Raw genomic sequence first — 25,854 nt, 5'->3', positions numbered from 1 at the left:
GCCCGCGCCACGCTGATCGGGCACCATCGAAGCCATGCCGAAACCACCGGAATCAACCAAGAATTCACTGCGCTGGAAGCTGCGCGAACATGCCAGTAACAGGTGGCCGCAGCTGAGCGCGATCACCACCCGATTCCACGGCCAATTCGCCTACGTCGAAGCCGCCCTGCCCGACCAAGCCGTCATGCCCTTGATGCGGCTGCGCTACAACGGCTCGGCCAGCATCTGGGGATTCGCCATCTACCTGGCCAGCAGCGACAAATATGAAGACTCATTCCTGCCCAACGGAACTCCCTCGGGCAGTCCCGAAGAAGCCCTCGACTGCGCCTGTGGCCTCTACCTCGGCGACCCCACCGCATGGCAACAACCCCCGACGAATTAACGGGCAAGACCACTTAGGCCCGCGCGGGTCCAGCAACAACGGGTGGGTTAGCTCGGGGACGCCGGAGGGCGCGCCTCGACGACCACCCCGCGCGCCACGAGGTGGTCGATCAGCGGCCCCGCACCGACGGCGAGGTGTTCCGACATCGCCGCGCGCGCCCTCTCGCCGTCGTGCGACTCGAGCGCGGAAAGGATCCGCCGATGGTCCTTCATCGACCGTTCCGGCCAGCCCTCGATCGTCGGGAAAACCGACTCGGGTGCGTAGCGGGTGACCAGCGACATCAGCTGGGCGAGTTTCGGGGAATCCGCGGCGACGTTGATGGCCCGGTGGAACTCGTGATTGAGGCGGACGGCCGCCTCGTGGTCGTCGCGGGCGTAGGCGTCCTCCAGCTGGGCCTGGATCTGCTTCAGCTCGCCCAGTTGGTCCGCGGTGATGTCGGTGGCGGCCCTGGCGGCCAGTTCCCCGCCGACGTGCGCCTGGACGTTCGCGACGTCGGTTACATCTTGCCCGGTGACCGGTAACACCACGAATCCCCGGCGGGGCTGTTGGTCGATCAGGCCTTCGGCGCGCAGGGCGAACAGCGCTTCGCGCACCGGGGTGACACTGATCCCCAATTCCGCGGCCAACTGGTCCAGACGGATGTAGGCGCCCGCTGCGTAGGTGCCGTCGAAGATCCGGCCGCGGACCAGGCGCGCGACGTCGTCGGAAAGTTGCGGCCGGGCGGCGAAATCGGGGACGGTCACCGTCTCACACCCGATAGTCGGCGAGCAGTCGCTTGCTGATGATCGACTTCTGGATCTCGCTGGTCCCCTCGCCGATGAGCAGGAAGGGTGCGTCGCGCATCAGGCGCTCGATCTCGTACTCCTTGGAGTAGCCGTAGCCGCCGTGGATGCGGAAGCTTTGCTGGGTGACCTCGGTGCAGTATTCGCTGGCAAGGTATTTGGCCATGCCGGCGGCGACGTCGTTGCGCTCCCCGGAGTCCTTGAGCCGCGCGGCGTTGACCATCATCAGGTGCGCCGCCTCGACTTTGGTGGCCATCTCGGCGAGCTGGAAGGCGATGGCCTGGTGCTCGGCGATCGGCTTGCCGAAGGTGTGCCGCTGCTGGGCATAGCGCACGGCGAGCTCGAAGGCGCGGATACCGACACCGCAGGCGCGCGCCGACACGTTGACCCGGCCGACTTCGATGCCGTCCATCATCTGGAAGAACCCCTGGCCCGGCGTGCCGCCCAGGATGTCGTCGGCACTAGCCCGGTACCCGTCGAAGATCAGTTCGGTGGTGTCGATGCCCTTGTAGCCCAGTTTGTCGATCTTGCCCGGAATCACCAGTCCCGGCACGGTCTCGCCGAACCCGGTGGGCTTCTCGACAAGAAACGCGGTCAGGTTGCGGTGCGGCTTGCCAGCGCCCTCGTCGGTGCGCACGAGCACGGCGATCAGCGTCGAGCTGGCCCCGTTGGTGAGCCACATCTTCTGGCCGTTGATGGTGTAGTCGCCGTCCGGGTTGCGTTGCGCGCGAGTGCGTATCGCGGCGACATCGGAACCGAGCTCCGGCTCGGACATCGAGAACGAACCGCGCGAATCGCCGGTCGCCATGCGCGGCAGATGTTTCCGCTTCTGGGCGTCGGTGCCGTGCTGGCGCAACATGTACGCCACGATGAAGTGGGTGTTGAGCACCCCCGACACGCTCATCCAGCCGCGGGCCAACTCCTCGACGCACAGCGCGTAGGTCAGCAGCGACTCGCCCAGCCCGCCGTACTCCTGCGGGATCATCAGGCCGAACAGGCCCATCTCGCGCATCTGGTCGACGATGTCCTGGGGATAGGTGTCGCCGCGTTCGAGTTCGGCGGCGTGGGGAATGACTTCCTTCTCGACGAATTGCCGCACCGTGGCGATGATCTCGGTCTGGAATTCGGTCAGGCCGAGAGTCTGGGCGAGTTTGGTCATGCGCTTCTCTCTTTCGGCGGGCTCAGCGGGCGATCGTGTTGGCGTCGGCCAGGCGGTCGATATCGGCAGCGCTCAGGCCCAGGCGCTCGGCGAGGACGGCGGCGGTGTCCTGCCCCAGCGCGGGGGCCGGCGCCCCGGCCGGGTGGGTCCCGTCGAAGGCGGCCGGCAGGCCGGGGGCAAGATACTCCCCGACGCCCGGTTGATCCAGCCGCGAGAACAACGGATTGGCGGTCACTTTCGGGCTGGCCGCGGCCTGCGCGAAGGTGCGGTACCGCTCGACGAGCACGGTGGTGTCCGCCAACGCGGCGGTGATCTCGTCGGCGGTGTGCTCGGCGAACCAGACGGCGAACAGGCCCGAGAGTACGTCGCGGTAGCGGTAGCGGTCCCCCTCATCGGCGAAGTCCACCCCCAGCGCCCCGGCCAGCGCCGCCACCGCGTCTCCGGTGCCCGTCACTGCGACCAAATCGCGAAAGTGCCTGCCCGTCAACGTCACCACCATGAAGGTGGCGCCGTCGCGGCTGGTGAAGTCCTGGCCGTACTGGCCATAGATGGCGTTGCCCAGGCGCTCGCGCTGCGTCCCGGTGACCTGCGGCTCGGTCAACAACCCGAGGTTGCCCGCAGTGGCCAACGCGACGTCCTCGAGCGCGAGGGTGATCCGCGCGCCCGCACCGCACTGGTCGCGGCGGCGCACGGCGGTGACAACGCCCAGCGCGGCGTACAGGCCGCAGCACACGTCCCAGGCCGGCAGCACGTGGTTGATCGGGCCGGCGTGGTCGGCCGGACCGGTGACGAGCGGGTAGCCGATGCCGGCGTTGACGGTGTAATCCACCGCCGTGGAGCCGTCGCCGCGGCCGAGCAGCTGGACGTGGATGACGTCGGGGCGCCGGGAGGCCAACACGTCGTGGCCGAGCCACGCCAGCCCGGCGGCGTTGGTGACCACGATGCCGTCACCCTCGACGATCAGGCGCTGGACCAGCTCCTGGCCCTCGGCGGACCGCAGGTCGATGGTGGCCGAGCGCTTGCCCTTGTTCAGACCGGTCCAGTAGATCGACGTGCCATCGGCCGCCAGCGGCCAGCGCCGCGCATCCGACGCGCCGCCGACGGGGTCGATCCGGATCACCTGCGCGCCAAGCTGTCCCAGCGTCATGCCGCACAGCGGCGCGGCCACGAAGCTGGACACCTCCACCACGGTGAGCCCGTCGAGGGGCAGCCCGCTCATGCCGACGCGACCCGTTCGAAGACCGCGGCCAGCCCCTGCCCGCCGCCGATGCACATCGTCTCCAGCCCGTAGCGAGCCTCGCGGCGGTCCAGTTCGCGCGCCAGCGTGGCCAGCATCCTGACGCCGGTCGCGCCGACGGGATGGCCCAGCGAGATCCCCGAGCCGTGCACGTTGGTCCGGTCGTGGTCGGACTCGCCGAAATCCCATTCCCGCATGACCGCAAGCGCCTGGGCGGCGAAGGCTTCGTTGAGCTCGATGAGGTCGATGTCGGCGAGCGTCAGGCCGGCCCTGGCGAGCGCGGCCTCGGTGGCGGGCACCGGTCCGATGCCCATGACGTCGGGCGGCACGCCGGCCGACCCCCAGGAGACCAGGCGCACCAGCGGCCTCAGGCAGTGTTCCTCGGCTTTCTCCCGGGTGGTCACCACGCACATCGATGCCGCATCGTTCTGACCACTGGCGTTGCCGGCGGTGACGGTGGCATCCGGATCCTGATCCAGCAGAACGGGTTTGAGCTTGCCCAGCGACTCCACCGAGGTGTCGGCGCGCGGGTGCTCGTCGGTGTGGACCAACTCCTCCCCCTGGCGGGTGCGCACCGGCACCGGAACGATCTCCTCGGCGAGGATTCCGTTCTTTTGCGCGGCGACGGCCCGCTGGTGCGAGCGCACCGCGAGCTCGTCCTGCTCCCGGCGTGAGATGCCGTACCGGCGCCGCAGGTTCTCCGCGGTCTCGAGCATCCCGCCCGGGACCGGGTAGTGGCGGCCGCCGGCGGTAGTGCGGCCGCGCGCCAGCCCGTCGTGCACCTGGACGCCGCCCCGGGCGCCGCCCCAGCGCATGTCGGTGGAATAGAAGGCGACGTTGCTCATCGACTCACAGCCGCCGGCGATCACCAGGTCGTGGTCGCCGCTGCCCACCTGCAGGCACGCCTGGATCACCGCCTGCAGGCCCGACCCGCAGCGCCGGTCCACCTGCATGCCGGGGACCGTCACCGACAGGCCCGAGTCCAGCGCCACCACGCGCCCGATCGCCGGGGCGTCGCTGGTGGGATAGCAGTGCCCGAGGATCACGTCCTGGACCGCGTCGGGCGCCAGCCCGGTCCGCCCCAGGAGGCCCTTGAGTGCGGCGACACCGAGGTCGACGGCGCTCTGGGACTTGAAGATTCCCCCGTAGCGGCCGATCGGCGTCCGCACGGGTTCGCAGATGACTGTCTCACGCATGCCCACTCCTTTGCCGAGCAGAGGCGAAATCGCGCCAGTTCGGCACGAATTGGGTGACTTTGCGTCTGCTCGCGCTGAGAAAACTCATATGTGGCGGCCGCCGGTCACTTCCATCACGGTGCCGGTCATGTACGACGACAAGTCAGAGGCCAGGAACAGCGCGACACCGGCGACCTCGCTGGGCTCCCCGGCGCGGCCCAGCGGCACCTCGGCCTCCTTCTGGTCCCAAATATGTTGCGGCATAGCCTCCGTCATGGCCGAACGGATCAGGCCGGGGGCGATGACATTGACCCGTACACCCAGGTAGGCGAGCTCCTTGGCTGCGGCCTTGGTCATCCCGACGATGCCCGCCTTGGCCGCCGAGTAGTTGGTCTGTCCGATCATGCCGACCTTGCCCGACACCGACGACATGTTGATGATCGATCCCCGCTTTTGTTCCCGCATGATCGCCGCCGCGGCCCGGATCCCGTTCCAGGTGCCCTTCAGGTGCACGGCGATGACCTGGTCGAACTGCTCCTCGGTCATCTTGCGCATCGTCGCGTCGCGGGTGATGCCGGCGTTGTTGACCATGATGTCCAGGCCGCCGAAACGCTCGACCGCGGTCTGGACCAGAGCCTCGACCTCGGCCGCCTTGGTCACGTCGCAGCGGACCGCCAGCGCCCGTGGCATTGAAAGGTCTTCGCCGCCAAGCTGTTTCGCCGCGGCCTCGGTGGTCTCGAGGTTCACGTCGCCGAGCACCACGCGCGCGCCCTCGGCCACGAAGCGTTCGGCGATGGCGAAGCCCAACCCCTGCGCACCACCTGTGATCACCGCAGTTTGACCGCTCAGCAACGACACCGGATCACGCGTCCTTCCCTGTTTCCGCTCCCGGTCCGGGGGCACACCATTTCGAATATCATATTTCATATAGGATTTTACCCGCCCCTGGGGTTTCCCCACCGAGTGAGGAGCGTCTGCCGAATGACAACCGCCGAAGTTCCCGAAGTCTCCGACGAGGACTTCCAGGAGATCCTCGCCCAGACCCGTCAGTTCGTCCGCACCGCGGTGGTACCGCGCGAACAGGAGATCCTGGCCGACGATCGGGTACCCGACGACCTCCGCGAGCAGGCCGCCAAGATGGGGTTGTTCGGTTACGCGATTCCCCAGCAGTGGGGCGGGCTGGGGTTGAACCTGGCCCAAGACGTCGAACTGGCAATGGAATTGGGCTACACCTCGCTGGCGCTGCGCTCGATGTTCGGCACCAACAACGGCATCGCCGGGCAGGTGCTCGTCAGCTTCGGCACCGACACGCAAAAGGAGCGCTGGCTCGAGCCGATGGCGACCGGCGATGTCGTCGCATCCTTCGCCCTGACCGAGCCCGGCGCCGGGTCCAACCCCGCCGGACTGAAGACCAACGCCGTTCGCGACGAAGACAACTGGGTCATCTCGGGGCAAAAGCGCTTTATCACCAACGCGCCCGTCGCCGACCTGTTCGTGGTGTTCGCGCGCACCCGGCCGGCCGACGATCAGGGCCCCGGGATCGCGGTGTTCCTGGTCCCCGCGGACGCCGCGGGCGTCGAGGTGGGCGCCAAGGACGCCAAGATGGGCCAGGAGGGCGCGTGGACCGCCGACGTCGGCTTCGCCGACGTGCGGGTAGGGCCCGACGCGCTGATCGGCGGCAGCGAGGACATCGGCTACCGCGCGGCGATGACCTCTTTGGCGCGTGGCCGGGTCCACATCGCCGCACTGGCCATGGGCGCAGCCCAGCGCGCGCTCGACGAGTCGGTGGCCTACGCCGCCACCGCGACCCAGGGCGGGGCGCCGATAGGCAGCTTCCAGTTGGTGCAGGCGATGCTCGCCGACCAGCAGGCCGGGGTGCTGGCCGGGCGCGCGCTGGCGCGTGAGGCCGCGCGGCTGTGGGTCACCGGCGAGGACCGCCGGGTCGCGCCGTCGGCAGCCAAACTCTTCTGCACCGAGACCGCCGGCAAGGTCGCCGATCTCGCGGTGCAGATCCACGGCGGCAGCGGCTACATGCGCGGGGTGCCCGTGGAGCGCATCTACCGCGACGTGCGGCTGCTGCGACTCTATGAGGGCACCAGCGAGATCCAGCGGCTGATCATCGGCTCCAACCTGATCAGGGCGGCGCAGCGGTGAGCGGACGGCTCGCCGGGAAGGTCGCCTTCGTCACCGGCGCCGCACGCGGCCAGGGGCGGGCGCACGCCGTCCGTATGGCCGCCGAGGGCGCCGACGTCATCGCCGTCGACATCGCCGGCAAGCTCCCGTCGTGCGTGCCCTACGACCCGGCCACGCCCGAGGACCTCGCCGAAACGGTTCGCCTCGTCGAGGAGACGAACCGCAGGATCGTCGCCACCGTCGTCGACACCCGCGACTTCGCGGGGCTGCGCAAAGCCGTCGACGACGGCGTCGCCGCGCTCGGACGCCTCGACGTCATCGTTGCCAACGCCGGGGTCTCGGCCCCGCAGGCCTGGGACGAAATCACCCCCGAAACCTTCCGCGACGTCATGGACATCAACGTCACCGGCACCTGGAAACAGTGATGGCAGGCGCGGACAAGATCATCGCGGGGGGGCGCGGCGGCTCGATCATCCTCATCAGCTCCGCGGCAGGCCTGAAGCTGCAGCCGTTCATGGTGCACTACACCACCAGCAAGCACGCCGTCACCGGGATGGCCCGCGCCTTCGCCGCCGAGTTGGGCAAGCACTCGATCCGGGTCAACAGCGTGCACCCGGGCCCGGTGAACACGCCCATGGGATCCGGGGACATGGTCGCGGCCATCGGCAAGGCCATGGAGACCAACCCGCAGCTGTCCAACATGCTGACGCCGTTCCTGCCGAATTGGGTCGCCGAACCCGAGGACATCGCCGACACGGTGTGCTGGCTGGCCAGTGACGAATCGCGCAACGTCACCGCCGCCCGGATCCCGGTGGACCAGGGTTCGACCCAGTACTGAACTTCGCGGGCCGGGAATAGCCGGCACGGATCGGTGCTTGCAGTCGGCATGAAAAGCTTCAGCGACACCGAACGCCAGGACTTCCTTGCCGCAACGCACATCGCCGTGCTCTCCGTCGATGCCGGCGACGGCCGCCCGCCGGCCAGCGTCCCGATCTGGTACGACTACAGCCCCGGCGGCGACGTGCGGATCATGACCGGCGCGTCCAGCCGCAAGGCCCGGCTCATCGAGCGGGCGGGTGCGGTGACGCTGGTGGTTCAGCGCGAGGAGTTGCCCTACCAATACGTGGTGGTGGAGGGCACCGTCGTGGACACCACCAAGCCGGCCCCGAGGGACCTTCAGGAAGCCATCGCCATTCGCTACCTCGGCGAAGAGGGCGGCCGCGCCTTCCTGCGCAGCATGCAGGACGTCGAGGAGGTCTTGTTCACCATCCGGCCCGACCGCTGGCTCAGCGCCGACTTCTCCGACGAGTTCTGAGTCCTCAGCCGATCAGGTCCAGCGTTCCCAGGTCGCGCACGGCCTGGCAGCCGCGGGCGAGCATCGTCAGCACCATGTCGTCGCCGCGGTCGGTGGCGGCCGCGAACGCGAATCCCAGCGCCGAGATCAGCAGGGCCTGCGGCACCCCGAGCCGGTAGTCGCGCCAGCACGTTTCGCGCTCGTAGCCGCTGACACCGTGTTCCAGAAGCGCGCGATGGTAGTCGTCGACGAGATCGTTCTCGATCGCCGACCGCAGTTGCGAATCCAGGCTGGTGGCGGTGAAGTAGGCGAGGTCCCTGGCGGGAAGTCCCACCCCCAGCGTCTGCCAGTCCACCACGCTCACCCGGCTGCGATCGGGATCGAACAGCATGTTGTCCAGTCGGTAGTCACCGTGCAGCAAGGCGAACCGGTCGTACTCGGTGAGCAGCCAGGGCGTCACCAGCCCCATTGTCGCGGTGAAGGTCTCGCGGTCCGTGGCGCTCATCCGGTCGCCGAGCTTCGCCAGGGTGATGTCGAGGCTCATCTTCGCCACCTCGCCGAGCCCCTTCGCGCCGGCTTCGTCGGGACGCGCGAACGCGATGCCCGGAAAATCCAGCCACACCGGGTCGCACCAGCTGGGGCCGTGCAAGCCGGCCAGCGCCGCCACCGCCAGCCGCGCCTCCTGCTCACCGCAGCCGGCGAGCTGATCGCCCTGCACCGCGGGCGCCTGATCGGCAAGCAACAGCGCGTAATCCATTGCATCGTCGGTGATCTCGCAGTAGAAACACTGCGGTATCGGAACCCGGACCCGGTCGGCCACCCCGGCATAGAACGCGCACTCGCTGCGATAGCCGACGGTGACCCGGTCGCGCACGGTGTCGTCCTGGGCCGGCAATTTGATGACGAACGTATCGGGCAGGCCGCCGGGATCCGTCGCGTACCGGGCCTTGACCCGATAGGTGGCGCCGGTCTGTCCGGTGCCGATGGCCACCACCTCCACGCCGGCGATCTCGACCACGCTGCCGCGCCGGCTGAGCGCGGCGGACAGCCATTCGGGTGTCACGTCGCCGGGATACCGCGGGATCGACACCACCGCACTCATGCACATGCCTCCGTGAAACCGGCTCGATCGGACTGACAAACTGTAAGGCATACGGCAAGAGTTGCGGTGCGCCGGGCTTCACCGCCGCCGCAGCGGCGCACGCAACCGGTCGGCGACCTGGGCGCGCCACTTGTCCGGGGACACCGGCGCCGGCGCCGGGTCCGACGGCGGCACCACCGATCCCTCTGGTGCGGCGGCGCTTTCACCGCGCCGGGTGCCCATCGCGCGACCGGCGCTCCAGTAGGCCTGGGCGTGGATCCCGGACTTGTGGAAGCCGAACTCCTCCCGCAGCCGGTGGCGCACGTGTTTGAGCGTCGTGGCCTCCGGCGTCGCCCAGGCATACCAGCCCGACCAGTCCCGCGTCTCGATCGCCTCGGCCAGCGACTTCGCGTCGCGGCGGGCGACCCAGTGCACCCGTGAGCGCGGATGCCGCGCCAGCGGGATCAGGGTGTCGTCCTCGTCGTGCTGCTCGAGGTAGGTCTCGATCGGGACGTCGTCGGGCACCGTCCCGATGATCCCGTTGATGCCCGGAATCGACGCCGAGTCACCGATCAGCAGATAACCGGCCGGCCGCTGCGCGGGCGCCTCGAAACGCGACGACCCCATCAGCGACATGACCGCGATCGTCGCGCCCGGCTCGACCGTGCGCGCCCACGACGAAGCCGGCCCGGCCGGGTCGTGCAACACGACATCGACCGCGAAGCGACCCCCGGCCACGTCCGCCTCCGAGATCGTGTATGCGCGCTGGAACTCGGTGTCGGACCCGTCCGGGTCTGGAAACCAGAAGCGCAGCCACGCGGCGGGTTCGGGCACGGCGTCGTCGAACAGCGTCGGCGACACCATGCGTACCCGGACGCAGTGCGGGGCGATGCGCACGGTCTCGGTCACCGTTGCCGCGTGGTCGCGTGCGCCGAAGACCCGCAACACCACACCCTGGAACCCGCGCGCCATCAGCGGTGCTCCCCCGCCGCGCCGATCTCTGCCAAGACACCACGCTCCGATTCGGTAAGTTACCCAAAACTAAGGGTTGCCTTACCAAAGGTCAAGCCGGGGCGACGGGCCCGGTTCGGTCAGGCCGCGCGCCCCTGAAGTTCGCGCAGCGCGCTGCGCAGCCCGCGCCGCTTGCCGGTGGCGGGATCGACGAAGCTGTCCCGCAGCCCTTCGCGGACACGGAATTTCAGTTCCGAACGGGTTTCCGGGGCGTCGTCGGGACTGGCTCTGAGCAGCTTGTCGGGCAGGGCCAGCTTGAAGATCGTCCAGAACGACTGCCAGTACTGGCGGCCCAGGGACCCCGTCGTGTAGGGCAGGTCGTACTTGTCGCACAGCTCGCGCACCCGCACGGCGATCTCCGCGTACCGGTTGCTGGGCAAGTCGGGGAAGAGATGGTGCTCGATCTGGTAGCACAGGTTGCCGCTCATGAACGCCATCAGCGGACCGGCGTTGAAGTTCGCCGACCCCAGCATCTGGCGCAGATACCACTCCCCGCGCGTCTCGTTCTCGAACTCCTCGACAGTGAATTTCTCGGCGCCGTCGGGGAAGTGGCCGCAGAAGATCACCCCGTAGGCCCAGACGTTGCGGATCAGGTTGGCGACCATGTTGGCCTTCATGGTGCGTTTCCAGTTCGGCCCGGTCAGCGCGGGGAAGATCAGGTAGTCCTTGCCCTCCTGCTTGAGCACCTTCTTGCCGATGACGCGCAGGTCCTTGCGCGCCTCGGCCCAGGTCTTCTCCTTCTTGCGGATCTTGGCCGTCTCGATGTGGTGCAGGGCGACGCCGTATTGGAAGAGCAGGCCCAGCAGGAGGTTGTTGATCGGGTTGCCCAGCATCCAGGGCTCCCACGGCTCGTCGCGGGTGACGCGCATGATCCCGTAACCGACATCGCCATCGAGGCCGACGATGTTGGTGTACTTGTGGTGGATGTAGTTGTGGGAGTGCTTCCACTGCACGCTGGGGCAGGTGGTGTCCCACTCCCACTCCGTGGAATGGATCTCCGGGTCGTTCATCCAGTCCCACTGGCCGTGGATGATGTTGTGCCCAAGCTCCATGTTCTCGATGATCTTGGCGGACGCCAGCATCGCCGTCCCGGTGAGCCACGCGAGCTTGTTGTGGCTGGCGAACAAGACGATTCGCCCGCCGGCGGCCAGCCCCCGCTGCAGCTGGATCGCCCGGCGGATGTAGCGCGAGTCGCTCTCGCCCCGCGACTCCTCGATGTCGGTGCGGATGGCATCGAGCTCCCGTGCCAGCTGCTCGACGTCTTCGGTTGTGAGGTGGGCGTATTCCTTGATATCGGTGATTGCCATCGGTTACCCCTCAAATCTTGATGGTGCAGCTGCCCGACGCGGTCGAGATGCACGTTTGAATGCGGTCCCCTTCGCGGTGTTCGGTCCCGGAACGAACATCGCGGACATGGCCGGCCTCCAGCGGAAGCACACAGGTCTGGCAGATCCCCATCCGGCACCCGAACGGCATCTGGATTCCGACCTTTTCACCAGCTTCCAAAATCGATGTGGCGCCGTCGATTTCGATGCTTTTGTCCGAAATCGAGAAGGTGACCGTGCCGCCTTCCCCGCCCTTGTCGGTAGCGGCGATGGTGAAGCGCTCCATGTGGATCTGGTCGCCCAGGCCCGCGCTCTTCCACACTTCTTCGGCGGTGTCCAGCAGGGCGGACGGGCCGCACACCCACGCCGGTCGCTCCCGCCAGTCGGGGACTATGTCGGCGAGCTCGCCGAAGTCGAAATGGCCTTGAGTCTCGGTGAGCTGCAGGTAAAGTCGGTAATCGTTCTGGCTGGTTTCGAGCTCGCGCAACTCGTCGTGAAAGATCACCGCATCGGCACCCGGAGCCGAGTGGATGTGCACGATGTCAGCCTGCTGCCGGCGAGACTTCAGCGTGCGCAACATCGCCATCACGGGGGTGATGCCGCTGCCTGCGGTGATGAACAAAATCTTGGCCGGCGGCGGGTTGGGCAGCCTGAAGTCCCCTTTCGGCGCCGCGAGCCGCACGATGGTGCCCGGTTTGACGCCGTTGACCAGGTGACTCGACAGGAAGCCCTCCGGCGTGGCCTTGACGGTGATGGTGATGTTCTTGTTGTCGCGCCGCGGGATCGACGTCAACGAGTAGGAGCGCCAGTGCCACCGACCGTCGATCCGCACCCCGATGCCCACATACTGGCCCGCCGTGTACCGACCTGAGAAGCCCCAGCCCGGTTTGATCGTCACGGTCGCCGAATCGGCGGTCTCCGGACGCACGTCGACGATGAGGCCGCGCAATTCGCGCGCCGACCACAGCGGGTTGAGCATCTTGAGGTAGTCGTCGGGCAGCAGCGGGGTGGTCGCCCGGGCCGCCAGTCCACGGGGCACGTTGACCCAGGATCTGGCGGTCTGCACGCCTCTGGCGGGCGCCGTGCTCCATCGTGCGAGGGTGCGAAGCGTTGAACCCATTTTTTGTTCCTGAGGTCTGATCGGGGTTGCCGCGAGTCGGTTGAACCACGGTTCCTGACCGGCTTCCCGGCCGCCGCTTTCACTAAACACTTGTTCGCTGGGAACTGGCGGAGCTCGGGCGGCGGGCGGCAACGATGCCCTGGCCCACGGGGAATTCGGCGTCCAGTCACCACGGTCGTCGCCAGCGGGCAGCCGGGGTGACCGGTGCTCACCGAGCCGGCGCCCCGGGCCCCGGGCCGCCGCCGGACCGCACGGGTCCGTCTTCGCTGCGCTCCGGTCTACCCGGGGAATGGTTCGGGCGGGGAGGGAAGGTCGGCCTCGGGCTCCTGCCGCTCGCGCGCGCCCAGCGCGGTCTTCGGCCGCCGCGGTGCGATGCCGGGTTGCCGACTCCAGATGCACAGCCGAATCTGATGCGCCTTGGCCGACGGTGTGGTCGTGCACCCGCGCCACCTGCTCGTGCGCACGCGCGGAGGCCTCGAAGCTCTCAGCGGGCGACAGCCCCGCGTACGCGGCGCGTTCGGGGCACGCGGCCGCCCTGCGTTCGGCAAGTTCGGCGGCCTCGGCGGCGACGAAATCGTCCGATGCCGGCGGCTCGGGTCCGGTGGCCACGGCGCCTCGCCCTGCTGGTGCGGCTCGTCCGGGTCAAAACGCCGCGTGCCCGCAAAGCCGGCGAGTGAAACCTCCGGGTTCGCACCCGTTTCGGGCGGCCTGCCGCCGGGAGGTATGAGGACAGCCAGCCGAGCACTCCACAGCCAGAGCCGGAAAATTGGCTCGGCTGCAGAAGGAGACGACTGCGATTGAATGCACTTGTATGTTGACGCCGAATTTCTCTGCCCGAAGTGCATTGGCGTAGCCGTTTGCCGGCGCACTGCTTTGCTTTCTCGGCCGCGAACGCAGCACCGACGTTCGGTAGCGGATCGGGTCGCGACAAGCACATTTCTCAGCGACGCTTACACGCAAACCCGTCACGGCGAATGAACACCGTCAAGCCAAACCGCGACGCCTGGGACGTCGACCCTTTTCGTAGCCGCCAGCCCGCGCATTTTCCCCGGCGCCTGTCACATTCATCGGATTCACCCAGATGTGCTGACGACCTCACTAATGTGGTGACGACAACGACCTGACTAGAGGTGGCGATGTCCTATCTGGCGGTGGCCCCGGAGTTCTTGACTTCGGCGGCGACGGAATTGTCCACGATCGGCTCGGCTGTGACCGCTGCGCATACGGTGGCGGCGGCCCCCACGACCGGGGTGGTGGCCGCGGCCGAGGATGAGGTCTCGGCGGCGGTAGCGTCGCTGTTCTCCGGCCACGGCCAGCACTTTCAGGCGCTCAGCGCGCAGGCGGCAGCGTTTCACGCCCAGTTCGTGCGGGCACTGAGCGGCGCGGATGGGGCGTATGTGACCGCGGAGGCAGCCAGCGCCAATCCCCTGCAGGCCTTGACGAGTGCCGCCCAGACTGCCGGGCAGTTTCAGGTCTTCGGGCGGCCGCTGTTCGGCGACGGCACCAGCGGGGCGTCGGGCACGGGGCAGGCCGGTGGGCCGGGTGGCTGGCTTTTCGGCAATGGCGGAAATGGCGGGTCCGGTGCGGCCGGGCAGCCCGGCGGTGCCGGCGGATCGGCCTTCCTGTTCGGCAACGGCGGTAGCGGCGGTCAAGGCGGTGCGGGCACCACCGGCGGCATGGGCCAGGCCGGCGGGACCGGTGGGGCCGGTGGGGCCGGCGGGACCGGCGGGCTACTGTTCGGCGCCGGCGGGGTGGGCGGGGTCGGCGGGATCGGCGGGGACGGCGGCGCGGCCGCGGCCGGCTCAGGCGCCGTCGGCGGTAACGGCGGCACCGGTGGTGTGGGCGGGTCCGGCGGAACCGGCGGGCTGTTGGGCGCCGGCGGGGCCGGCGGCGAGGGCGGCGGCGGAGGTAACGGCGGGACCGGCGGAACCGGCACCGCCGGCAACGGCGGTAACGGCGGCGTCGGTGGTAACGGCGGGGCCGGCGGCGGCGGAGCCGGCTCGTTGGGCGGCAGCGTGGGCGCCAACGCAACCGGCGGCAACGGCGGCAACGGTGGCACCGGCGGCAGCACCAGCTTTTCCGGCGCAGTCAGCGGCAACGGCGGCAACGGCGGGCACGGCGGCGCGGGTTCCATCGGCGGCACCGGCGGCGACGGCGGCGACGGCGGCGCGGCCGGCATCGCCGGGGCCGGCAACGGCGACGGCGGCACCGGGGGCACCGGCGGCAGCGGGGGCGCCCTCGGCACCGGCGGCGACGGCGGCACCGGCGGCACCGGCGGCGCCGCCGGCTTCATCGGCGCCGTCGGCGGCACCGGAGGCAACGGCGGCGTCGGTGGCGCCGGCTTCACCGGCGGCACCGGAGGCGCCGGAGGCGACGGCGGAGGAGGCGTCCTCACCGCCACCAGCGGCGCCATCGCCGGCGGGGGCGGCGGAGGCGGCGGCGCCGGCGGTGTCGGTGCCCACGGCGGAAGCGGCGGCGCCGGTGGTACGGGCGGCCGGGCCGAGATACTCAATCCCGGCGGCGGCGTCGACGTCGCCAGCACCGGCGGCGGAGGCGGCCTAGGCGGCCACAACCGGTTAACTCTTGGCGGTGACGGTGCTGGCGGGGGCGGCGGGGGCGCCGTCAACGTCGGTGTCGCCTCGATCACGGGCGGGACGGGCGGCACCGGCGGCAGTGCGCTCGGCGGTTCCAACCAAGGCGGCACCGGCGGCACCGGCGGCACCGTCAGTGCGACCGCAAGCACCGCCGTCGACGCCGCCGGCGGCGGTGGCGGTGGTGGCGGCACCGGCCTGCTGAACGGTGGCGACGGCGGCACCGGGGGCGCTGCCAACGCGATCCCCGGCGGCACCGGCGGCACCGGCGGCACCGGACTCACCTCCCCCGCCACTCCCGGTAGCAGCGGCACCGGAAGCGGCGGTGGCACTCCCGGCCAAGGCGGCGGCGTTCAGCTAGGGCAACCCGGCTCGGGCGGCGGTGGCGGCGGTGGCAGCGCCGCGGTCGTCACTGCCGGCGAAGGCACCGCCACCGGCGGCACCGGCGGCACGGGCCAATAGCGCCCGGCATCAGCTGGCGAAGGCCTCCACGGCGTCGGTGCGGGCGGAGGGACTCGAACCCTATTCAGCTACCCGGTCAGGGGCCTGAAAACCGCTTTAACTGCCGAAATACATCACTGTAGTTCACGTCAGTTATCTGTAACTGCGGCCAAATTGCGGCCACGGAGCGGCCACGGCCGCGCTGCTAGGTGTCGCTCCCCTCCTTCGTTTGTGGGATCACCTCATCTCAAACCAATTCCCCCTCCCAAACGAAGGACGACACCAATGACCATCACTCCTCACCACACGATCACCGCCGATGACGCGCAGGGCGCTTCGCCCCGCGTTGCCGCCCCGCCGGACGCCACCGAGGTCCACGACTGGTTGCAGCGCGGCGCGGGCCTGCCGACCCGGGCCTTCGACGGCACTGTCCGCGAGGCCGTGGGTTTCACGGTCGCCGTTGGTGGCCTGCAGCGCTCCAACGGCACCTGCAAGCGTTGGGTGACCGTCGAAGCCCCGGCCCAGTTCAGTGTGCCGCTGCAGCCCGAAGCCGTGCGGCAACTGGCCGCGGCCTTGACCGCGGCGGCTTACGAGATCGAGGCCCGGCGATGACCACACCCGACAACACCGCAACCACCTGGCGTGACCTGGCCGACGAACTCACCCCTGAGCAGGTCGGTCAACTCCGCGACCTTGAGGCTCATCTCGGCGGGGGCGGCAGTGCCGCGTTCCTGCTGGCCGCTGCCCGCGAGTTCCTTACCGACCGGCAGGTGGCCGACCGGCTTGCCGGTGTGCCCCTTCCTGCCGGCGCCCGCACCGATACGGAGAACTGGACCAAGAACCTCCGCCGCGACGGCTATTCCCGGTCGCTCGTGTGGCGCACCTGGCGGGGCGGGATGGCCGACCTACGCCTTGCCGGCAGCCACATCAGCGTCGATATCGACGGCCGCCAGCAGAGCGATGGCAGCTTCACCCGCGGCATCAGCTTGTGGGGCGTGGACGAGGGCGCCGGGTTGACCGCCGGTCAGGCCCGCGCGGTGGCCGCGCTGCTGGTCGGGGCGGCCGACGAGCTGGACCGGCTGTCGTGAGCGCCCCAGCTACGTGGCAGCCCCTCATCGAGGATTACCTGCGCGCCCTGGCCGGCGCCGGACAGCGCCCGGCCACCCTCAGGCTTCGCCGCGAGCAACTCGAACTCATCGCCCGCGGGCTGCAGGGCGCGCCAGAGCAGGTCACCGCCGAGCGGCTGCTCGCGTGGTTCGGAAGCCGCTCATGGGCGCCGCCCACCCTCAAGTCGCACCGAGAAGCCGCGGTCGGGTTCTTCAGATGGGCGGCGAAAACGGGGCGTGTGCCCCTCGATATCGGCGCCGAGCTGCCCCGGGTCCGGCTCCCCAAGCCGCAGCCCAGACCGGCCCCGGATGCGGTGTGGAGCAGCGCCCTGGCCGGCGCCGGGTTACGGGAACGGCTGATGATCCGGTTGGCCGGGGAGGCCGGCTTGCGTCGCGCCGAGGTCGCCGCGGTGCACTCCGATGATCTGCTCGACGGGCCTTCCCTGCTGGTGCACGGCAAAGGCGGCAAAGACCGCGTGGTGCCGATCAGCGCCGACCTGGCGGCCGCGATCCGCGCTGCCGAGGGCTGGGTGTTCCCGTCCCGCAAAGGCGACGGGCATCTGAAGGCCCGGGAGGTGGGGCATCTGGTCACCGAGGCGCTGCCGTCGGGATGGACGATGCACACGTTGCGGCACCGCTTCGCGACGCGCGCGTACCGCGGCAGCCGCAATCTTCGGGCGGTGCAGCAGCTTCTCGGCCACGCCTCGGTGCTGACCACGGAGCGATACACCGCGGTCGACGACGACGAGATCCGTTCGGCCGCCGCGTGCGCGTGGGGCGCCCAGTGACCGCGGCGCTGCGTCCACGCACCCACCTGAGCCGGGCGCTCCGCTCCGACGTGCGCCCGCACATCGACACCGCGCTCGACGATCTCCTTGACGACGGGGCCGTGACCACAGTCGCCGACGGCCGCGGGCGGGCATATCGCGGACAGCTGTCCGCGCCGAGGCGCACACTGCAGACGGGAAGGAGGACCGACGATGGCGCCCGATGATGATGTGCCTCCCGAGCGGGAGCTGACCGCCTATCACGAGGCCGGGCATGCGGTTGCGGCGGCGATGCGGGGCGGCGGCGAACTCCGCTCGATCACGATTGAGCCGAGCGCGGCATACCTTGGGCACACCGGCTTTCGCTGCAAACCGTGCGATACCGCGTTTGTGACCTACGCGGGTCCATGGGCAGAAGCACGCGTGCAATGGCCACTGCCCTCGCTGGATGGCGAAGACGAAGACGGAGCTTCCTTTGAGGACTACGTGGCCGCGGCGTTTCTGCGCAATGCCGGCGGGGACGGCGAAGACTATCGACACGCCTGCGAGGCTGATCAAGCGCTGCTAGGCGAGCGGTTCGCGGAGCTCGTCGCGACTCGTGAACAGTTTTGGGGCTTTCGCGAACTCGACGAGCATTGGCCGGCGGTACAGGCTGTCGCCCAACTGCTGATTGCGGGCGCCGCGCCCACAGATGCTGCTGTCCGAGCGCTGGTCGATAGGCCGAGAATCAAAGGGGCCGAGCGGTGATCCCTGATCCTGGCGACGAACCCCCCGGGCAACCCGCCGTTGCCAGCGGGAGTGACGCGACCGAGATCGTCCCGGCGCCGACCGTGGCCGCTCAGCCTGTCGCGTGGTCGCTCGACGATGACGGCGACGAGCCGGGAGCTTCTTGGCGCTTGGCGATGGTCGACTCCGCGCGGCCGTTGTTCGCCATCGCCGCGGTGACGCTGGTCATCGTCCTGAGCGCCGCATGGCACGTGTGGATAACACCGCGCTCGCCTGCTCTTTCGACGTTGCCGCCCACAGAAACGAGCCCCGTCGAGACGATCCCGCCTGCAGCGCTTCCATCTGTCAGCAGCGTGCCGCCGTCGGACAGTATCCATGCGGACCTCCCGGCCGCCGCCGCGCCGCCGACGGTGACAGTGACCGCGCCACCGCCATCCACGCCGACCGTGACCGTGCAACCCGCCCCCACGCTCGCACCGCCGCCCGCGGACGCGGACCGGATCTTCCGGGAAGGCGTCGCCGGCATCCCCGAGCTGCACATCATCAACTGGGACGTCGCCGAAGCAGGCGCGCGCAGCATCTGCGGCGGCTTCGCCCGCGGCATGACCCGCGCCCAGATCATCGACGAAGTACAACGCAACGACCCCACCTTCACACCGTGGCAAACCTCCGGCATGGTCAACGTCGCCCTAGCCGCCTACTGCCCGCAGTACGAAGGATGAAAAGCGTTGAGCCAGAAGACTTCTTGCCGATGGCCTACGCCAGCCGCCGTGCACACCGGGACCGGTCACCTGCGCGCCGTCCAAGGCACACGTCGGTCGCCACGACCCCAGCGCTACACCGCAGTCTCGGGACCGGAGATCCGCCGCATCTCCGAGGCCGCGGCGAACCCGGTCCTGCGGGCAATCACCTCGTCGGACATCGGATTAGGAGCATAGGAGGTCCACGATGCTGTCCATGGCCCACCGAACCAAGGTGCTCGTCGGCGTCGCCACGCTGGCCGCGCTCGCCACGCTGAGCGCCGGCCCGGCCCGCGCCGACGACCCGCACATCCCCAACCAGGCGGCCGGCCAGTGCGCCGGCGGCGGGGGCGGCTCCATCTTCGAGGGATGGTGCGACGGGGAGCACTACCCCGACGGTTCCTACTGGCACCAGCTGTCCTACGCGGGCTCCTCGATGCCGTTCTTCATGCCGGGCTCGAGCGAGCCGACACGGCTGGGAATGTCGTGCGTCGTCGATCCCGACAACGGTCCGATCCCACAGCCCGCGCCGCCCGGTGGCTGCGGCGGCGCGCAGAAATAGGAGGTTGCCATGTTGACACGAGCGCTCTGCGGTCTCGCCGCAGCCGCAGCACTGATCGGCGTCGTCCCGATGCCAGCCGCGCATGCGGGCCCGGTCCAGTGGTGCGACCCGTCCTCGCCGCTGTTCGACCCGACGATCTGCTACAACGAGTCGCCGTCGAGCGGGAGCTACGCGTGCGACCCGTTCGGGCCCGCGTACAACGCGAACTACTGTGCCTCGCAGGGGGAATCATGACACCGACGCCCTTCCGGCGCCCGCGGACGCGGGTTTACATGCCGGGCTCGGAGACGATGGTCGCCTGCTGGGTGCGGCCGAGGCTGTCGGAGATGGGGTAACACCGTGTTACCTCACCGATCGAGCGCAGGCGGTCGGCATAGACGGACGGGTTCGACAAGTCCAGCACCCGGCACAGGGCATCGTCCAACCTGTCGCTGATTGCGGGGCGCCGGCCGTCTGAAGGGTGTAACTCTGGCTCAGCCCCTCGTCAAGGCGCTCGCCAGGGGTGTCGAGCTGGTCGACACCCTTCTGGTCCCACGACTCCGCGACGGGCGCGGGTCCGGGACCAGCTCGGACCCTTCCTCAGCGAGACGCGCCGCGACTGTCCGGGACCGGCTCGCCCGATGGGGTAGATCAGACCCACCCCATCGAGGGATTCCGCCGAGGAGATGGCGCCGTCGAACTGTTCACCTACACCGACCAGCCGGTGCGCGTGGTCCTCATCGACAACGAGCCGTGGTTCGTCCTGGCCGACCTGTGCCGGGTGCTCGACATCGCCAACGTCGGAAACGTCGTTGACCGGCTCGACGACCTCAACATCCGCCGGGCGGATGTTGAGAATGCTCGCGGGCAGATGCGCCAAACGGTGCTCGTGTCTGAGGCGGCCATGTACGAGGTCGTCATCCGCTCGGACAAGCCCGAAGCGGTCACGTTCCGGCGCTGGATCACCGGCGAAGTCCTCCCGTCGATCCGCCGCACCGGCCCGCGCGATCGGTCACCTGCCGCAAGGACTTCACCCGCTCCGAGCTGCTGGCGCTGGGGCGCAGGCTTGAGGAGCTGGAACGCCCGAAGGCCAAGGAACGCCAGCGGGCGGCTGCGTCGCTGGGTGGCCGTGGACTCGGCGAAAGGTTCGTCCCCACGGGGACGAACCTTTCCCAGACGCGCACCGACGACATGGTGGCAAAAGCCCTCGGCACCTCCCGCGGCACCTACGGCCGGCTGAAGCTGGTCGACAAGGAGACGCGATCAGATGACCCCGAACTGGCTGAGCTGGCGCGCGAGCAGATGGCAAAGCTCGATGCCGGGGAAACCTCGGCCCGGGCAGCTGAGCGCGTGATCGTGGAGAAGAAGTCACAGTCCCAACCGGCGGCCGCCGAGGCCGACCCTTCCTGTAAAGCGACACGGTCCGCGGCCTAACCCACTTCCAGATCCTCGACCGCGCCATCACTGGAGCAGGTTCGCTACTCGGGGGGGCTTGAGTCGGCGTCGGTGCCAGCGTCCCACCGGCAACCCCAGGCCGCGCCACCGACTTGGAAGCCCCAGGCCCGGCGAGGACGGCCAGGCGGCTCGTCATCGCCAGCCTCGAAGAGGACGACACCGGCTGGCGCGAAGTCGACCGGCAGATCCGCGGTTGCCCGGGCTGCTCGTCTGCGGTCTAGAGCTATCTGGCCTGGCATGGCCGCTAGCTCGATACGGTCGCAAAGGCGGTGCGGACAACGCGCTCAGGGTCGCCTACATCTACCTCGACCTCAACACGCCGGGCATATTGGACCCCAGCGGGCAGGAGGCCAGCGAGATCCTAGGCGCTGGCCATCTCCCGAAATGCTTCCGCCCAGTCGCGGAGCGTCAGCATTTCCCTGAGTTCGATTTCGGCTGGCGTGCCGTCCCCCAGCTGCCCTGTCCACCCATCGCACCATTCGGCAAGAGCAATAAGTGTCGCCGGAACGGTCATCTCAAATTCGTCACCATGAACCATGCCATCCTCTTGGGTTCTGAGGCCAGGCAGCACTTCTGAGGGGATCTTGACCGGCTTGCGGTGAGCAAATTTCAGTCGATCAACAATGATGCCGCGCGGAGCATCGTTTCCTTTGATCACGTGGCTGATAATCCATTGCGGCGCTTCGCCTTCCACTGCCTCCAAGGGGTTCACGTCGATCAGCAGATTTCCGAGGGTGACGGCCATTAGCGTCATCCCTAACCGGCGTCCTCGCTGGTTAGCGGCAACCATAAGGCCGCCGACTTCCCATTCCGTACTCTGCTCGTCCTGCGCGTAGTAACAGAGCCCTAGGTAATCGCCGTCTTCGCGTGCCGCGAACGCTTGGTAGTTCTCGGCCAGCTCCGCGTAATGTTCGCGCGTCCGAGGAAAGAGGTGGTCATTCGAAGCTGCGAATCCGCGGTGCCATTCGTACGCGCCCCCAGCCTCCTCGGGGCGTACATGGGAAATGACGACCGACATGCTGCATGACAATAGCCAACGACTACGGGGCCTGATGAAGGCGGCGCGTTTTTACGCGGGGGCTGCTGCTCCCAGCGCAGAATGCTGCTTCAGCTTGTCAGCAGCAACCTTGCGAAGCTCCCGGAACACCGACGAGCGACCCACGCGATGAGGAACCGCGCGGCCAGAGATCCAACGACTAATCGTCGGCCGGCTAGCCTTGACTATCCGGGCGGTCGCGTCCTGATCGAGCTCCAACACTCGAACGGCAAGGACAAAGAGCTTATGGAAGTCGTCTCGGTCGAGGTCGACCCTCACGGCATACGTCAAAGCCTCGTGAAGGGTTTCCAGGCTCTTGACCCGCGTCCCCTCGGCCGCCTCGACGCTGCCGATGTCGACTGCAAGCAGCGACATCATTTCCTTCTCCTAACCACTACGGGGGACGCGCAGTCTCGTGTACACGACCCCGGCATGCGTGTGTCTGTGCAGTATGCACGTTAACGACCCCAGTATGCGTGCGTTTGCAGTATGCACGCAATGGACATAACAACGTGTTGACGTACTCGCAATATTTCCACAGCTCAGGGCCAATCATTGCAGGCCGTGACGTGTGCGACATGCACACGACGGGACAGTCGGCCTGCCGGCGGACACGCTACGCCAACCCGGCGAGGCCGTTTCGGTGGGGCTATCCCCAGGGTGTTGGTCGCGGCTAGACCCGCACCACTAGCAGCCGCGGCGCACGCGAGCGGGGCGCAGCGGTGTCCGGCTGCCATGGCCAAAGCCCACCGGCGCTGACCTGAGGCTTTGCCGGGGCCCGGGGGTCGACGATTGTGACCAGGGCGCCCATCCTGACCGCGCCATGCATGTTCCTTGTGCGTTGCACAAGCTCGTCGCACATGGGGTGCACGGACGTGGCCTTCGCGAGGTCGGGTGTGACATTCCCGCGAAACTTATTTCAGGCGAATGTCACGCTCCCGGTGATCACCGCGCGGTGCCTCGTCGCCACGATGCCGCCGGCCCCAAGTGCCCGCGCACCCGCGTGCCTGCATAAGGATTGCGGCTGGGTCGGGCGGTAAGTTGCCCGACGTGGCAGTTAATTCCGTACCGAGCGTTTCTGCGGTGAACCGCGTGGGCAACGTCTTGCGCCAATTGCGAGTGAGCGGGAACCTGGCCACAATCGCCGCGCCGATGGAGATCACTGCTGAGCAGATCTCCGAAGCGCTGGATACGTTGGAAGCCTGGCGCGCAGCACATGCTCGTCCCCTTGGTGCCGCAACGATGGGCTTGCGGTCCCGCGTCGGGACCATGGGCTGCTCTCAAATCGAAGTGTCACAACGGCTCAAGCGCATACCCACGATCATCGACAAGTTGCGTCGTGAACCCGGCATGAATCTTGGCCGCATGGCCGACATCGGCGGCTGCCGCGCCGTGTTGAAAAGCCTGGATGAAGTCCGAAGTGTCCAGTCCCGGTACAGAGGCGACACCGTCACAGTCCGGACCAAGGACTACGTTGACCAGCCAAAACCAGACGGTTACCGCGCCGTGCACATAATTGTCCGCTACCAGAGCCGACTGATCGAAGTCCAGCTGCGCACAGAGGTCCAGCACGAGTGGGCCTACACGGTCGAGAGCGTCACATCTCGGTTCGGGCTAGATATCAAGGCTGGCGGAGGGCCGCCACAGGTGCGAGACTGGTTCGCGGCGGTGTCAGAGGCGATGGCGCTTGAAGAACACGGTCAACCCGTGGGGCCGGAGCTTTTGGACCGGGTATATACACTGAGACAGGCTGCCCAACCATTTCTGCAAGGAGTACGTCGATGAGTGCATCGCTGAAGCACTTCTTGCTCGTGTTCGACCATAACCGCGCCGAGCTGGTCGACTTGAAGGAATTCGGCACCGACGCCAAGGGCGCGATGGCCGAGTACGCCAGGCTAGAACGCACACACATGGCCGCGGCTGACTCGATTGAGATCGTATTGATCGGTTCGGACTCGCTGGAAACCGTGAAGGTCACCCACGCGAACTACTTCGACGGCACAGTCGCAGTCTCGAAGTATTTCGCCGGTATCTGACTGCAGCGTCGCCGATGCTGGCGCTCGCCCTCCCGCCTCGTCCCGCTGGTTCACCTGGTCGACCGTCGCGCCTTCCCGGAACAGCTCGCACATCTCGTGCGCGTGGCGCAACACCAGCTGCTCGGTCCGGGCCAGCGTCCAGCCCGCGACAATGATCACGGCGGCGAGTGGAACGCCGATCGACAGCAGCGACATGGCGCGACCCAGCGCACGTGCCCCAGGGCTGCCGCCCGGCCGGCTACAACTGTCCCGGACAGCGCGGGCACAGTGTCGCCGTCGCCGCGCTCGGGCGCTTGAAGCGAGCGCCTTGACGATGAGGTACGCCAGACGTACCCCAATCGAAGACTCCCCTTCGGACGCATCCAACGCCTTGACCAGTCCACACTGGATTCAACCCGGATTCCCAACGCCGCCGGGTTTCGCGCGGGACACCGACCGGGTGCTCGGCCTGTCGAACCCCACGATGGTCGCCGACCGGCTCCTCGCCGATGGCCTAAGCCGGATTGAGGTCACCGACTCCCTTCGGGCAAGTGACCAGGCGAAATGACCTGTCCGGGACAGCTCGGACAGCGGCGCGCCACCGAAGGGAAATCGCCTCACGCGGCATGAGCGGGCGCGGGGGGAAATCCCCCCGCACGCGGCATGAGCAGGCATGTCCAAAAAGGGGCTCTCACCAGGGGATTTCCCTCTGGAGAGGGGGCAGGTTCCCCGATTTTTTGGGTCCTGTGTAAAAAAATTCGTGACGGAGCGGCGGTCGCGCACCCCCCCTGGGTCCTGATTTTTTCGGGGGGGGGGTAGGAGGACCGGCGACCCATGGCAGCCGCTGGAGGTCGCCCGTCGCACGGTGTGAGGACGACCAACGCGCATGGTCAGCGCTTCGATACTCCGACGACGCCGGGGGCCGGAGTTCGATTCCGAGCCCGCGCGGAGTATCGCCGCGTAGGTCCAGTTCCCCACACGGAGCCGAAATCAGAACGGCACTGACATGTAGTTCATGCCGCCATCGTGGTCGGTGCGCGCCCGGTGGGCCTGGTTGATCAACGCCATCAGCGGGTCGTGGCGGAATCGTCGTCTGGGGTCGTCGTCGCTCATGCCCTGCAGCGCACCCTGCAGGGCCGTCGTCTCGATGTAGCGCTGCTGCGCTGTCTGCGCGTCCATGCGGCTCCTTTCTGTGTGTGCGGTGCCGGCCGGTCCGCGCCGGGGGCCTACCCAATTGACCTTTGGCTGTGGGCGCCGGCCGGCACCTACCCGCGCGGGAAGCCGCCACGGAAAGCCGCGCGGGAAACCTGCTCTACCTCACGCGATGGGGAAGCTCTCGCGCTCATCATGAGGTGCGCTGAACTGGCGGATCTTGACCGCTTCGGCGATCACTTCGTTCGACCACCGATGGCCGGCGGCTTCGAGCGCCTTGCGAGCCGTCGGTCGCCCGGCCCTGGGGTCCACGCCAAGGCTTGAAAGCTGGGCGACACAGTTGCCGATCTGGTCGCTGGACGGCAGGATCGGCGCGTCGCCGCTGTCGAGCTCTTCCACCAATCCCTTGCGCAGGAAGTGGTCCCGCTGCTCGTCGTTGAGCCACGCCAACTGGCTGCCCTTGTAGGCGTGGTGCAGCTTGCCGGTCTGATCCTTGACGATGACCAAGGGGGCAACCACGCGGTACGCCGGCCGCCATTCTCCGCTCACGCCCATGGCTAAGTTGACGGCCATCGTTCCGAGCAT

The 25,854-nt window shown here is 68.3% G+C and carries 28 protein-coding genes and 2 pseudogenes; 16 read left to right on the top strand and 14 right to left on the bottom strand.

Going from position 1 to position 25,854, the window contains the following annotated elements; translation table 11 throughout:
- The first annotated feature begins 34 nt into the window (after positions 1–34).
- Positions 35–382: a hypothetical protein gene (locus AB8998_RS09755; RefSeq protein ID WP_369736315.1), complete on the top strand. Its 348-nt coding sequence runs from the start codon at positions 35–37 to the stop codon at positions 380–382.
- 47 nt (positions 383–429) lie between these two features.
- Here AB8998_RS09755 and AB8998_RS09750 read toward each other — a convergent pair whose 3' ends face one another.
- The 5 genes from AB8998_RS09750 to fabG all read right to left on the bottom strand — a co-directional run bounded on the left by AB8998_RS09750 (position 430) and on the right by fabG (position 5,593).
- Positions 430–1,125 carry a GntR family transcriptional regulator gene (locus tag AB8998_RS09750; RefSeq protein ID WP_369737711.1) on the bottom strand — a complete coding sequence of 232 codons (696 nt, stop codon included), beginning with the start codon at positions 1,123–1,125 and terminating at the stop codon, positions 430–432.
- Between the two features lie 4 nt (positions 1,126–1,129).
- Complete coding sequence (locus AB8998_RS09745; RefSeq protein WP_369737710.1) at positions 1,130–2,323, bottom strand: acyl-CoA dehydrogenase family protein; 1,194 nt, start codon at positions 2,321–2,323, stop codon at positions 1,130–1,132.
- Positions 2,324–2,345: 22 nt separating this feature from the next.
- Complete coding sequence (locus tag AB8998_RS09740) at positions 2,346–3,542, bottom strand: CoA transferase (protein ID WP_369737709.1); 1,197 nt, start codon at positions 3,540–3,542, stop codon at positions 2,346–2,348.
- On the bottom strand, positions 3,539–4,756 hold the full coding sequence (locus tag AB8998_RS09735; protein WP_369737708.1) for an acetyl-CoA C-acetyltransferase: 1,218 nt from the start codon (positions 4,754–4,756) through the stop codon (positions 3,539–3,541). The genes AB8998_RS09740 and AB8998_RS09735 overlap by 4 nt, the downstream gene beginning before the upstream one ends.
- Before the next feature lie 84 nt (positions 4,757–4,840).
- On the bottom strand, positions 4,841–5,593 hold the full coding sequence (gene fabG / locus AB8998_RS09730) for a 3-oxoacyl-ACP reductase FabG (protein ID WP_369741498.1): 753 nt from the start codon (positions 5,591–5,593) through the stop codon (positions 4,841–4,843).
- A 123-nt stretch (positions 5,594–5,716) separates the two neighbouring features.
- On the opposite strand from fabG, the gene AB8998_RS09725 reads away from it, so the two are divergent.
- The 3 genes and pseudogenes from AB8998_RS09725 to AB8998_RS09715 all read left to right on the top strand — a co-directional run bounded on the left by AB8998_RS09725 (position 5,717) and on the right by AB8998_RS09715 (position 8,183).
- The gene (locus AB8998_RS09725) at positions 5,717–6,889 is read left to right on the top strand and encodes an acyl-CoA dehydrogenase family protein (RefSeq protein ID WP_369737706.1); all 1,173 of its coding nucleotides are present in this window, start codon (positions 5,717–5,719) and stop codon (positions 6,887–6,889) included.
- Positions 6,886–7,706, top strand: a pseudogene (locus AB8998_RS09720) (mycofactocin-coupled SDR family oxidoreductase). The gene AB8998_RS09725 and the pseudogene AB8998_RS09720 overlap by 4 nt, the downstream one beginning before the upstream one ends.
- A gap of 48 nt (positions 7,707–7,754) precedes the next feature.
- Positions 7,755–8,183: a pyridoxamine 5'-phosphate oxidase family protein gene (locus tag AB8998_RS09715; RefSeq protein WP_369737705.1), complete on the top strand. Its 429-nt coding sequence runs from the start codon at positions 7,755–7,757 to the stop codon at positions 8,181–8,183.
- A 4-nt stretch (positions 8,184–8,187) separates the two neighbouring features.
- Here AB8998_RS09715 and AB8998_RS09710 read toward each other — a convergent pair whose 3' ends face one another.
- From AB8998_RS09710 to AB8998_RS09695, 4 genes and pseudogenes are all read right to left on the bottom strand, one after another.
- Positions 8,188–9,264 carry a phosphotransferase family protein gene (locus tag AB8998_RS09710; protein ID WP_369737704.1) on the bottom strand — a complete coding sequence of 359 codons (1,077 nt, stop codon included), beginning with the start codon at positions 9,262–9,264 and terminating at the stop codon, positions 8,188–8,190.
- A gap of 87 nt (positions 9,265–9,351) precedes the next feature.
- Positions 9,352–10,215: pseudogene (locus AB8998_RS09705) on the bottom strand (siderophore-interacting protein); the annotation flags it as partial.
- Positions 10,216–10,334: 119 nt separating this feature from the next.
- Positions 10,335–11,561, bottom strand: coding sequence for a fatty acid desaturase family protein (locus AB8998_RS09700; protein WP_369737703.1), 1,227 nt, complete (start codon positions 11,559–11,561; stop codon positions 10,335–10,337).
- A 10-nt stretch (positions 11,562–11,571) separates the two neighbouring features.
- Entirely contained in the window at positions 11,572–12,699 is a 1,128-nt protein-coding gene (locus AB8998_RS09695) for a ferredoxin reductase (RefSeq protein ID WP_369741497.1), read from the bottom strand.
- A gap of 1,136 nt (positions 12,700–13,835) precedes the next feature.
- Here AB8998_RS09695 and AB8998_RS09690 point away from each other — a divergent pair.
- The 8 genes from AB8998_RS09690 (at position 13,836) to AB8998_RS09655 (ending at position 19,866) form a co-directional block, all read left to right on the top strand.
- A complete protein-coding gene (locus tag AB8998_RS09690) occupies positions 13,836–15,752 on the top strand; it encodes a PE family protein (RefSeq protein WP_369737702.1) in 1,917 nt (638 codons plus the stop codon).
- 264 nt (positions 15,753–16,016) lie between these two features.
- Positions 16,017–16,343 (top strand): hypothetical protein, encoded by a 327-nt coding sequence (locus tag AB8998_RS09685; RefSeq protein WP_369737701.1) that lies wholly within the window; start codon positions 16,017–16,019, stop codon positions 16,341–16,343.
- Positions 16,340–16,819, top strand: coding sequence for a hypothetical protein (locus tag AB8998_RS09680; protein WP_369737700.1), 480 nt, complete (start codon positions 16,340–16,342; stop codon positions 16,817–16,819). The genes AB8998_RS09685 and AB8998_RS09680 overlap by 4 nt, the downstream gene beginning before the upstream one ends.
- A complete protein-coding gene (locus tag AB8998_RS09675; RefSeq protein WP_369737699.1) occupies positions 16,816–17,625 on the top strand; it encodes a tyrosine-type recombinase/integrase in 810 nt (269 codons plus the stop codon). Before AB8998_RS09680 ends, AB8998_RS09675 begins: the two co-directional genes overlap by 4 nt.
- A gap of 192 nt (positions 17,626–17,817) precedes the next feature.
- Positions 17,818–18,351 (top strand): hypothetical protein, encoded by a 534-nt coding sequence (locus tag AB8998_RS09670; RefSeq protein ID WP_369737697.1) that lies wholly within the window; start codon positions 17,818–17,820, stop codon positions 18,349–18,351.
- Between the two features lie 155 nt (positions 18,352–18,506).
- On the top strand, positions 18,507–19,052 hold the full coding sequence (locus AB8998_RS09665) for a DUF732 domain-containing protein (RefSeq protein ID WP_369741496.1): 546 nt from the start codon (positions 18,507–18,509) through the stop codon (positions 19,050–19,052).
- A 235-nt stretch (positions 19,053–19,287) separates the two neighbouring features.
- Positions 19,288–19,632, top strand: a complete 345-nt coding sequence (locus tag AB8998_RS09660; protein WP_369737695.1) for a hypothetical protein — start codon at positions 19,288–19,290, stop codon at positions 19,630–19,632.
- Between the two features lie 9 nt (positions 19,633–19,641).
- Complete coding sequence (locus AB8998_RS09655; RefSeq protein WP_369737694.1) at positions 19,642–19,866, top strand: hypothetical protein; 225 nt, start codon at positions 19,642–19,644, stop codon at positions 19,864–19,866.
- Between the two features lie 34 nt (positions 19,867–19,900).
- Here the strand turns inward: AB8998_RS09655 and AB8998_RS09650 are convergent, their stop codons facing one another.
- Positions 19,901–20,056, bottom strand: a complete 156-nt coding sequence (locus AB8998_RS09650) for a BRO-N domain-containing protein (protein ID WP_369737693.1) — start codon at positions 20,054–20,056, stop codon at positions 19,901–19,903.
- Between the two features lie 78 nt (positions 20,057–20,134).
- Here AB8998_RS09650 and AB8998_RS09645 point away from each other — a divergent pair, with 78 nt between their 5' ends.
- Positions 20,135–20,851, top strand: a complete 717-nt coding sequence (locus AB8998_RS09645) for a BRO-N domain-containing protein (RefSeq protein WP_369737692.1) — start codon at positions 20,135–20,137, stop codon at positions 20,849–20,851.
- On the top strand, positions 20,806–21,045 hold the full coding sequence (locus tag AB8998_RS09640; protein ID WP_369737691.1) for a hypothetical protein: 240 nt from the start codon (positions 20,806–20,808) through the stop codon (positions 21,043–21,045). Before AB8998_RS09645 ends, AB8998_RS09640 begins: the two co-directional genes overlap by 46 nt.
- A gap of 382 nt (positions 21,046–21,427) precedes the next feature.
- Here the strand turns inward: AB8998_RS09640 and AB8998_RS09635 are convergent, their stop codons facing one another.
- Both AB8998_RS09635 and AB8998_RS09630 read right to left on the bottom strand, forming a co-directional pair.
- Positions 21,428–22,084 carry a GNAT family N-acetyltransferase gene (locus tag AB8998_RS09635; protein WP_369737690.1) on the bottom strand — a complete coding sequence of 219 codons (657 nt, stop codon included), beginning with the start codon at positions 22,082–22,084 and terminating at the stop codon, positions 21,428–21,430.
- A 51-nt stretch (positions 22,085–22,135) separates the two neighbouring features.
- A complete protein-coding gene (locus AB8998_RS09630) occupies positions 22,136–22,480 on the bottom strand; it encodes a hypothetical protein (protein WP_369737689.1) in 345 nt (114 codons plus the stop codon).
- A gap of 774 nt (positions 22,481–23,254) precedes the next feature.
- Here AB8998_RS09630 and AB8998_RS09625 point away from each other — a divergent pair.
- Positions 23,255–23,887, top strand: coding sequence for a RelA/SpoT domain-containing protein (locus AB8998_RS09625; RefSeq protein ID WP_369737688.1), 633 nt, complete (start codon positions 23,255–23,257; stop codon positions 23,885–23,887).
- A complete protein-coding gene (locus tag AB8998_RS09620) occupies positions 23,884–24,138 on the top strand; it encodes a hypothetical protein (RefSeq protein WP_369737686.1) in 255 nt (84 codons plus the stop codon). The genes AB8998_RS09625 and AB8998_RS09620 overlap by 4 nt, the downstream gene beginning before the upstream one ends.
- Before the next feature lie 969 nt (positions 24,139–25,107).
- Here AB8998_RS09620 and AB8998_RS09615 read toward each other — a convergent pair.
- Both AB8998_RS09615 and AB8998_RS09610 read right to left on the bottom strand, forming a co-directional pair.
- Complete coding sequence (locus tag AB8998_RS09615) at positions 25,108–25,296, bottom strand: hypothetical protein (protein WP_369737685.1); 189 nt, start codon at positions 25,294–25,296, stop codon at positions 25,108–25,110.
- Positions 25,297–25,434: 138 nt separating this feature from the next.
- A complete protein-coding gene (locus AB8998_RS09610) occupies positions 25,435–25,854 on the bottom strand; it encodes a hypothetical protein (RefSeq protein ID WP_369737684.1) in 420 nt (139 codons plus the stop codon).

The organism is Mycobacterium sp. HUMS_12744610 (assembly GCF_041206865.1).
Classification (GTDB): domain Bacteria; phylum Actinomycetota; class Actinomycetes; order Mycobacteriales; family Mycobacteriaceae; genus Mycobacterium; species Mycobacterium servetii.
Note: the sequence above shows the minus strand (reverse complement) of the source record. Positions and strands in the feature narration are given on the sequence as shown.

Excerpts from the sequence above, each read along its gene's own strand:
- AB8998_RS09725 (WP_369737706.1), top strand. The coding sequence starts at position 5,717 with ATGACAACCGCCGAAGTTCCCGAAGTCTCCGACGAGGACTTCCAGGAG.
- AB8998_RS09695 (WP_369741497.1), bottom strand. The coding sequence starts at position 12,699 with ATGGGTTCAACGCTTCGCACCCTCGCACGATGGAGCACGGCGCCCGCC.
- AB8998_RS09700 (WP_369737703.1), bottom strand. The coding sequence starts at position 11,561 with ATGGCAATCACCGATATCAAGGAATACGCCCACCTCACAACCGAAGAC.
- AB8998_RS09635 (WP_369737690.1), bottom strand. The coding sequence starts at position 22,084 with ATGTCGGTCGTCATTTCCCATGTACGCCCCGAGGAGGCTGGGGGCGCG.
- AB8998_RS09610 (WP_369737684.1), bottom strand. The coding sequence starts at position 25,854 with ATGCTCGGAACGATGGCCGTCAACTTAGCCATGGGCGTGAGCGGAGAA.
- AB8998_RS09680 (WP_369737700.1), top strand. The coding sequence starts at position 16,340 with ATGACCACACCCGACAACACCGCAACCACCTGGCGTGACCTGGCCGAC.
- AB8998_RS09625 (WP_369737688.1), top strand. The coding sequence starts at position 23,255 with ATGGAGATCACTGCTGAGCAGATCTCCGAAGCGCTGGATACGTTGGAA.
- AB8998_RS09655 (WP_369737694.1), top strand. The coding sequence starts at position 19,642 with ATGTTGACACGAGCGCTCTGCGGTCTCGCCGCAGCCGCAGCACTGATC.
- AB8998_RS09685 (WP_369737701.1), top strand. The coding sequence starts at position 16,017 with ATGACCATCACTCCTCACCACACGATCACCGCCGATGACGCGCAGGGC.
- AB8998_RS09670 (WP_369737697.1), top strand. The coding sequence starts at position 17,818 with ATGGCGCCCGATGATGATGTGCCTCCCGAGCGGGAGCTGACCGCCTAT.
- AB8998_RS09740 (WP_369737709.1), bottom strand. The coding sequence starts at position 3,542 with ATGAGCGGGCTGCCCCTCGACGGGCTCACCGTGGTGGAGGTGTCCAGC.
- AB8998_RS09665 (WP_369741496.1), top strand. The coding sequence starts at position 18,507 with ATGGTCGACTCCGCGCGGCCGTTGTTCGCCATCGCCGCGGTGACGCTG.
- AB8998_RS09615 (WP_369737685.1), bottom strand. The coding sequence starts at position 25,296 with ATGGACGCGCAGACAGCGCAGCAGCGCTACATCGAGACGACGGCCCTG.
- AB8998_RS09710 (WP_369737704.1), bottom strand. The coding sequence starts at position 9,264 with ATGAGTGCGGTGGTGTCGATCCCGCGGTATCCCGGCGACGTGACACCC.
- AB8998_RS09660 (WP_369737695.1), top strand. The coding sequence starts at position 19,288 with ATGGCCCACCGAACCAAGGTGCTCGTCGGCGTCGCCACGCTGGCCGCG.
- AB8998_RS09630 (WP_369737689.1), bottom strand. The coding sequence starts at position 22,480 with ATGATGTCGCTGCTTGCAGTCGACATCGGCAGCGTCGAGGCGGCCGAG.
- AB8998_RS09745 (WP_369737710.1), bottom strand. The coding sequence starts at position 2,323 with ATGACCAAACTCGCCCAGACTCTCGGCCTGACCGAATTCCAGACCGAG.
- AB8998_RS09690 (WP_369737702.1), top strand. The coding sequence starts at position 13,836 with ATGTCCTATCTGGCGGTGGCCCCGGAGTTCTTGACTTCGGCGGCGACG.
- AB8998_RS09755 (WP_369736315.1), top strand. The coding sequence starts at position 35 with ATGCCGAAACCACCGGAATCAACCAAGAATTCACTGCGCTGGAAGCTG.
- AB8998_RS09620 (WP_369737686.1), top strand. The coding sequence starts at position 23,884 with ATGAGTGCATCGCTGAAGCACTTCTTGCTCGTGTTCGACCATAACCGC.
- AB8998_RS09735 (WP_369737708.1), bottom strand. The coding sequence starts at position 4,756 with ATGCGTGAGACAGTCATCTGCGAACCCGTGCGGACGCCGATCGGCCGC.
- AB8998_RS09715 (WP_369737705.1), top strand. The coding sequence starts at position 7,755 with ATGAAAAGCTTCAGCGACACCGAACGCCAGGACTTCCTTGCCGCAACG.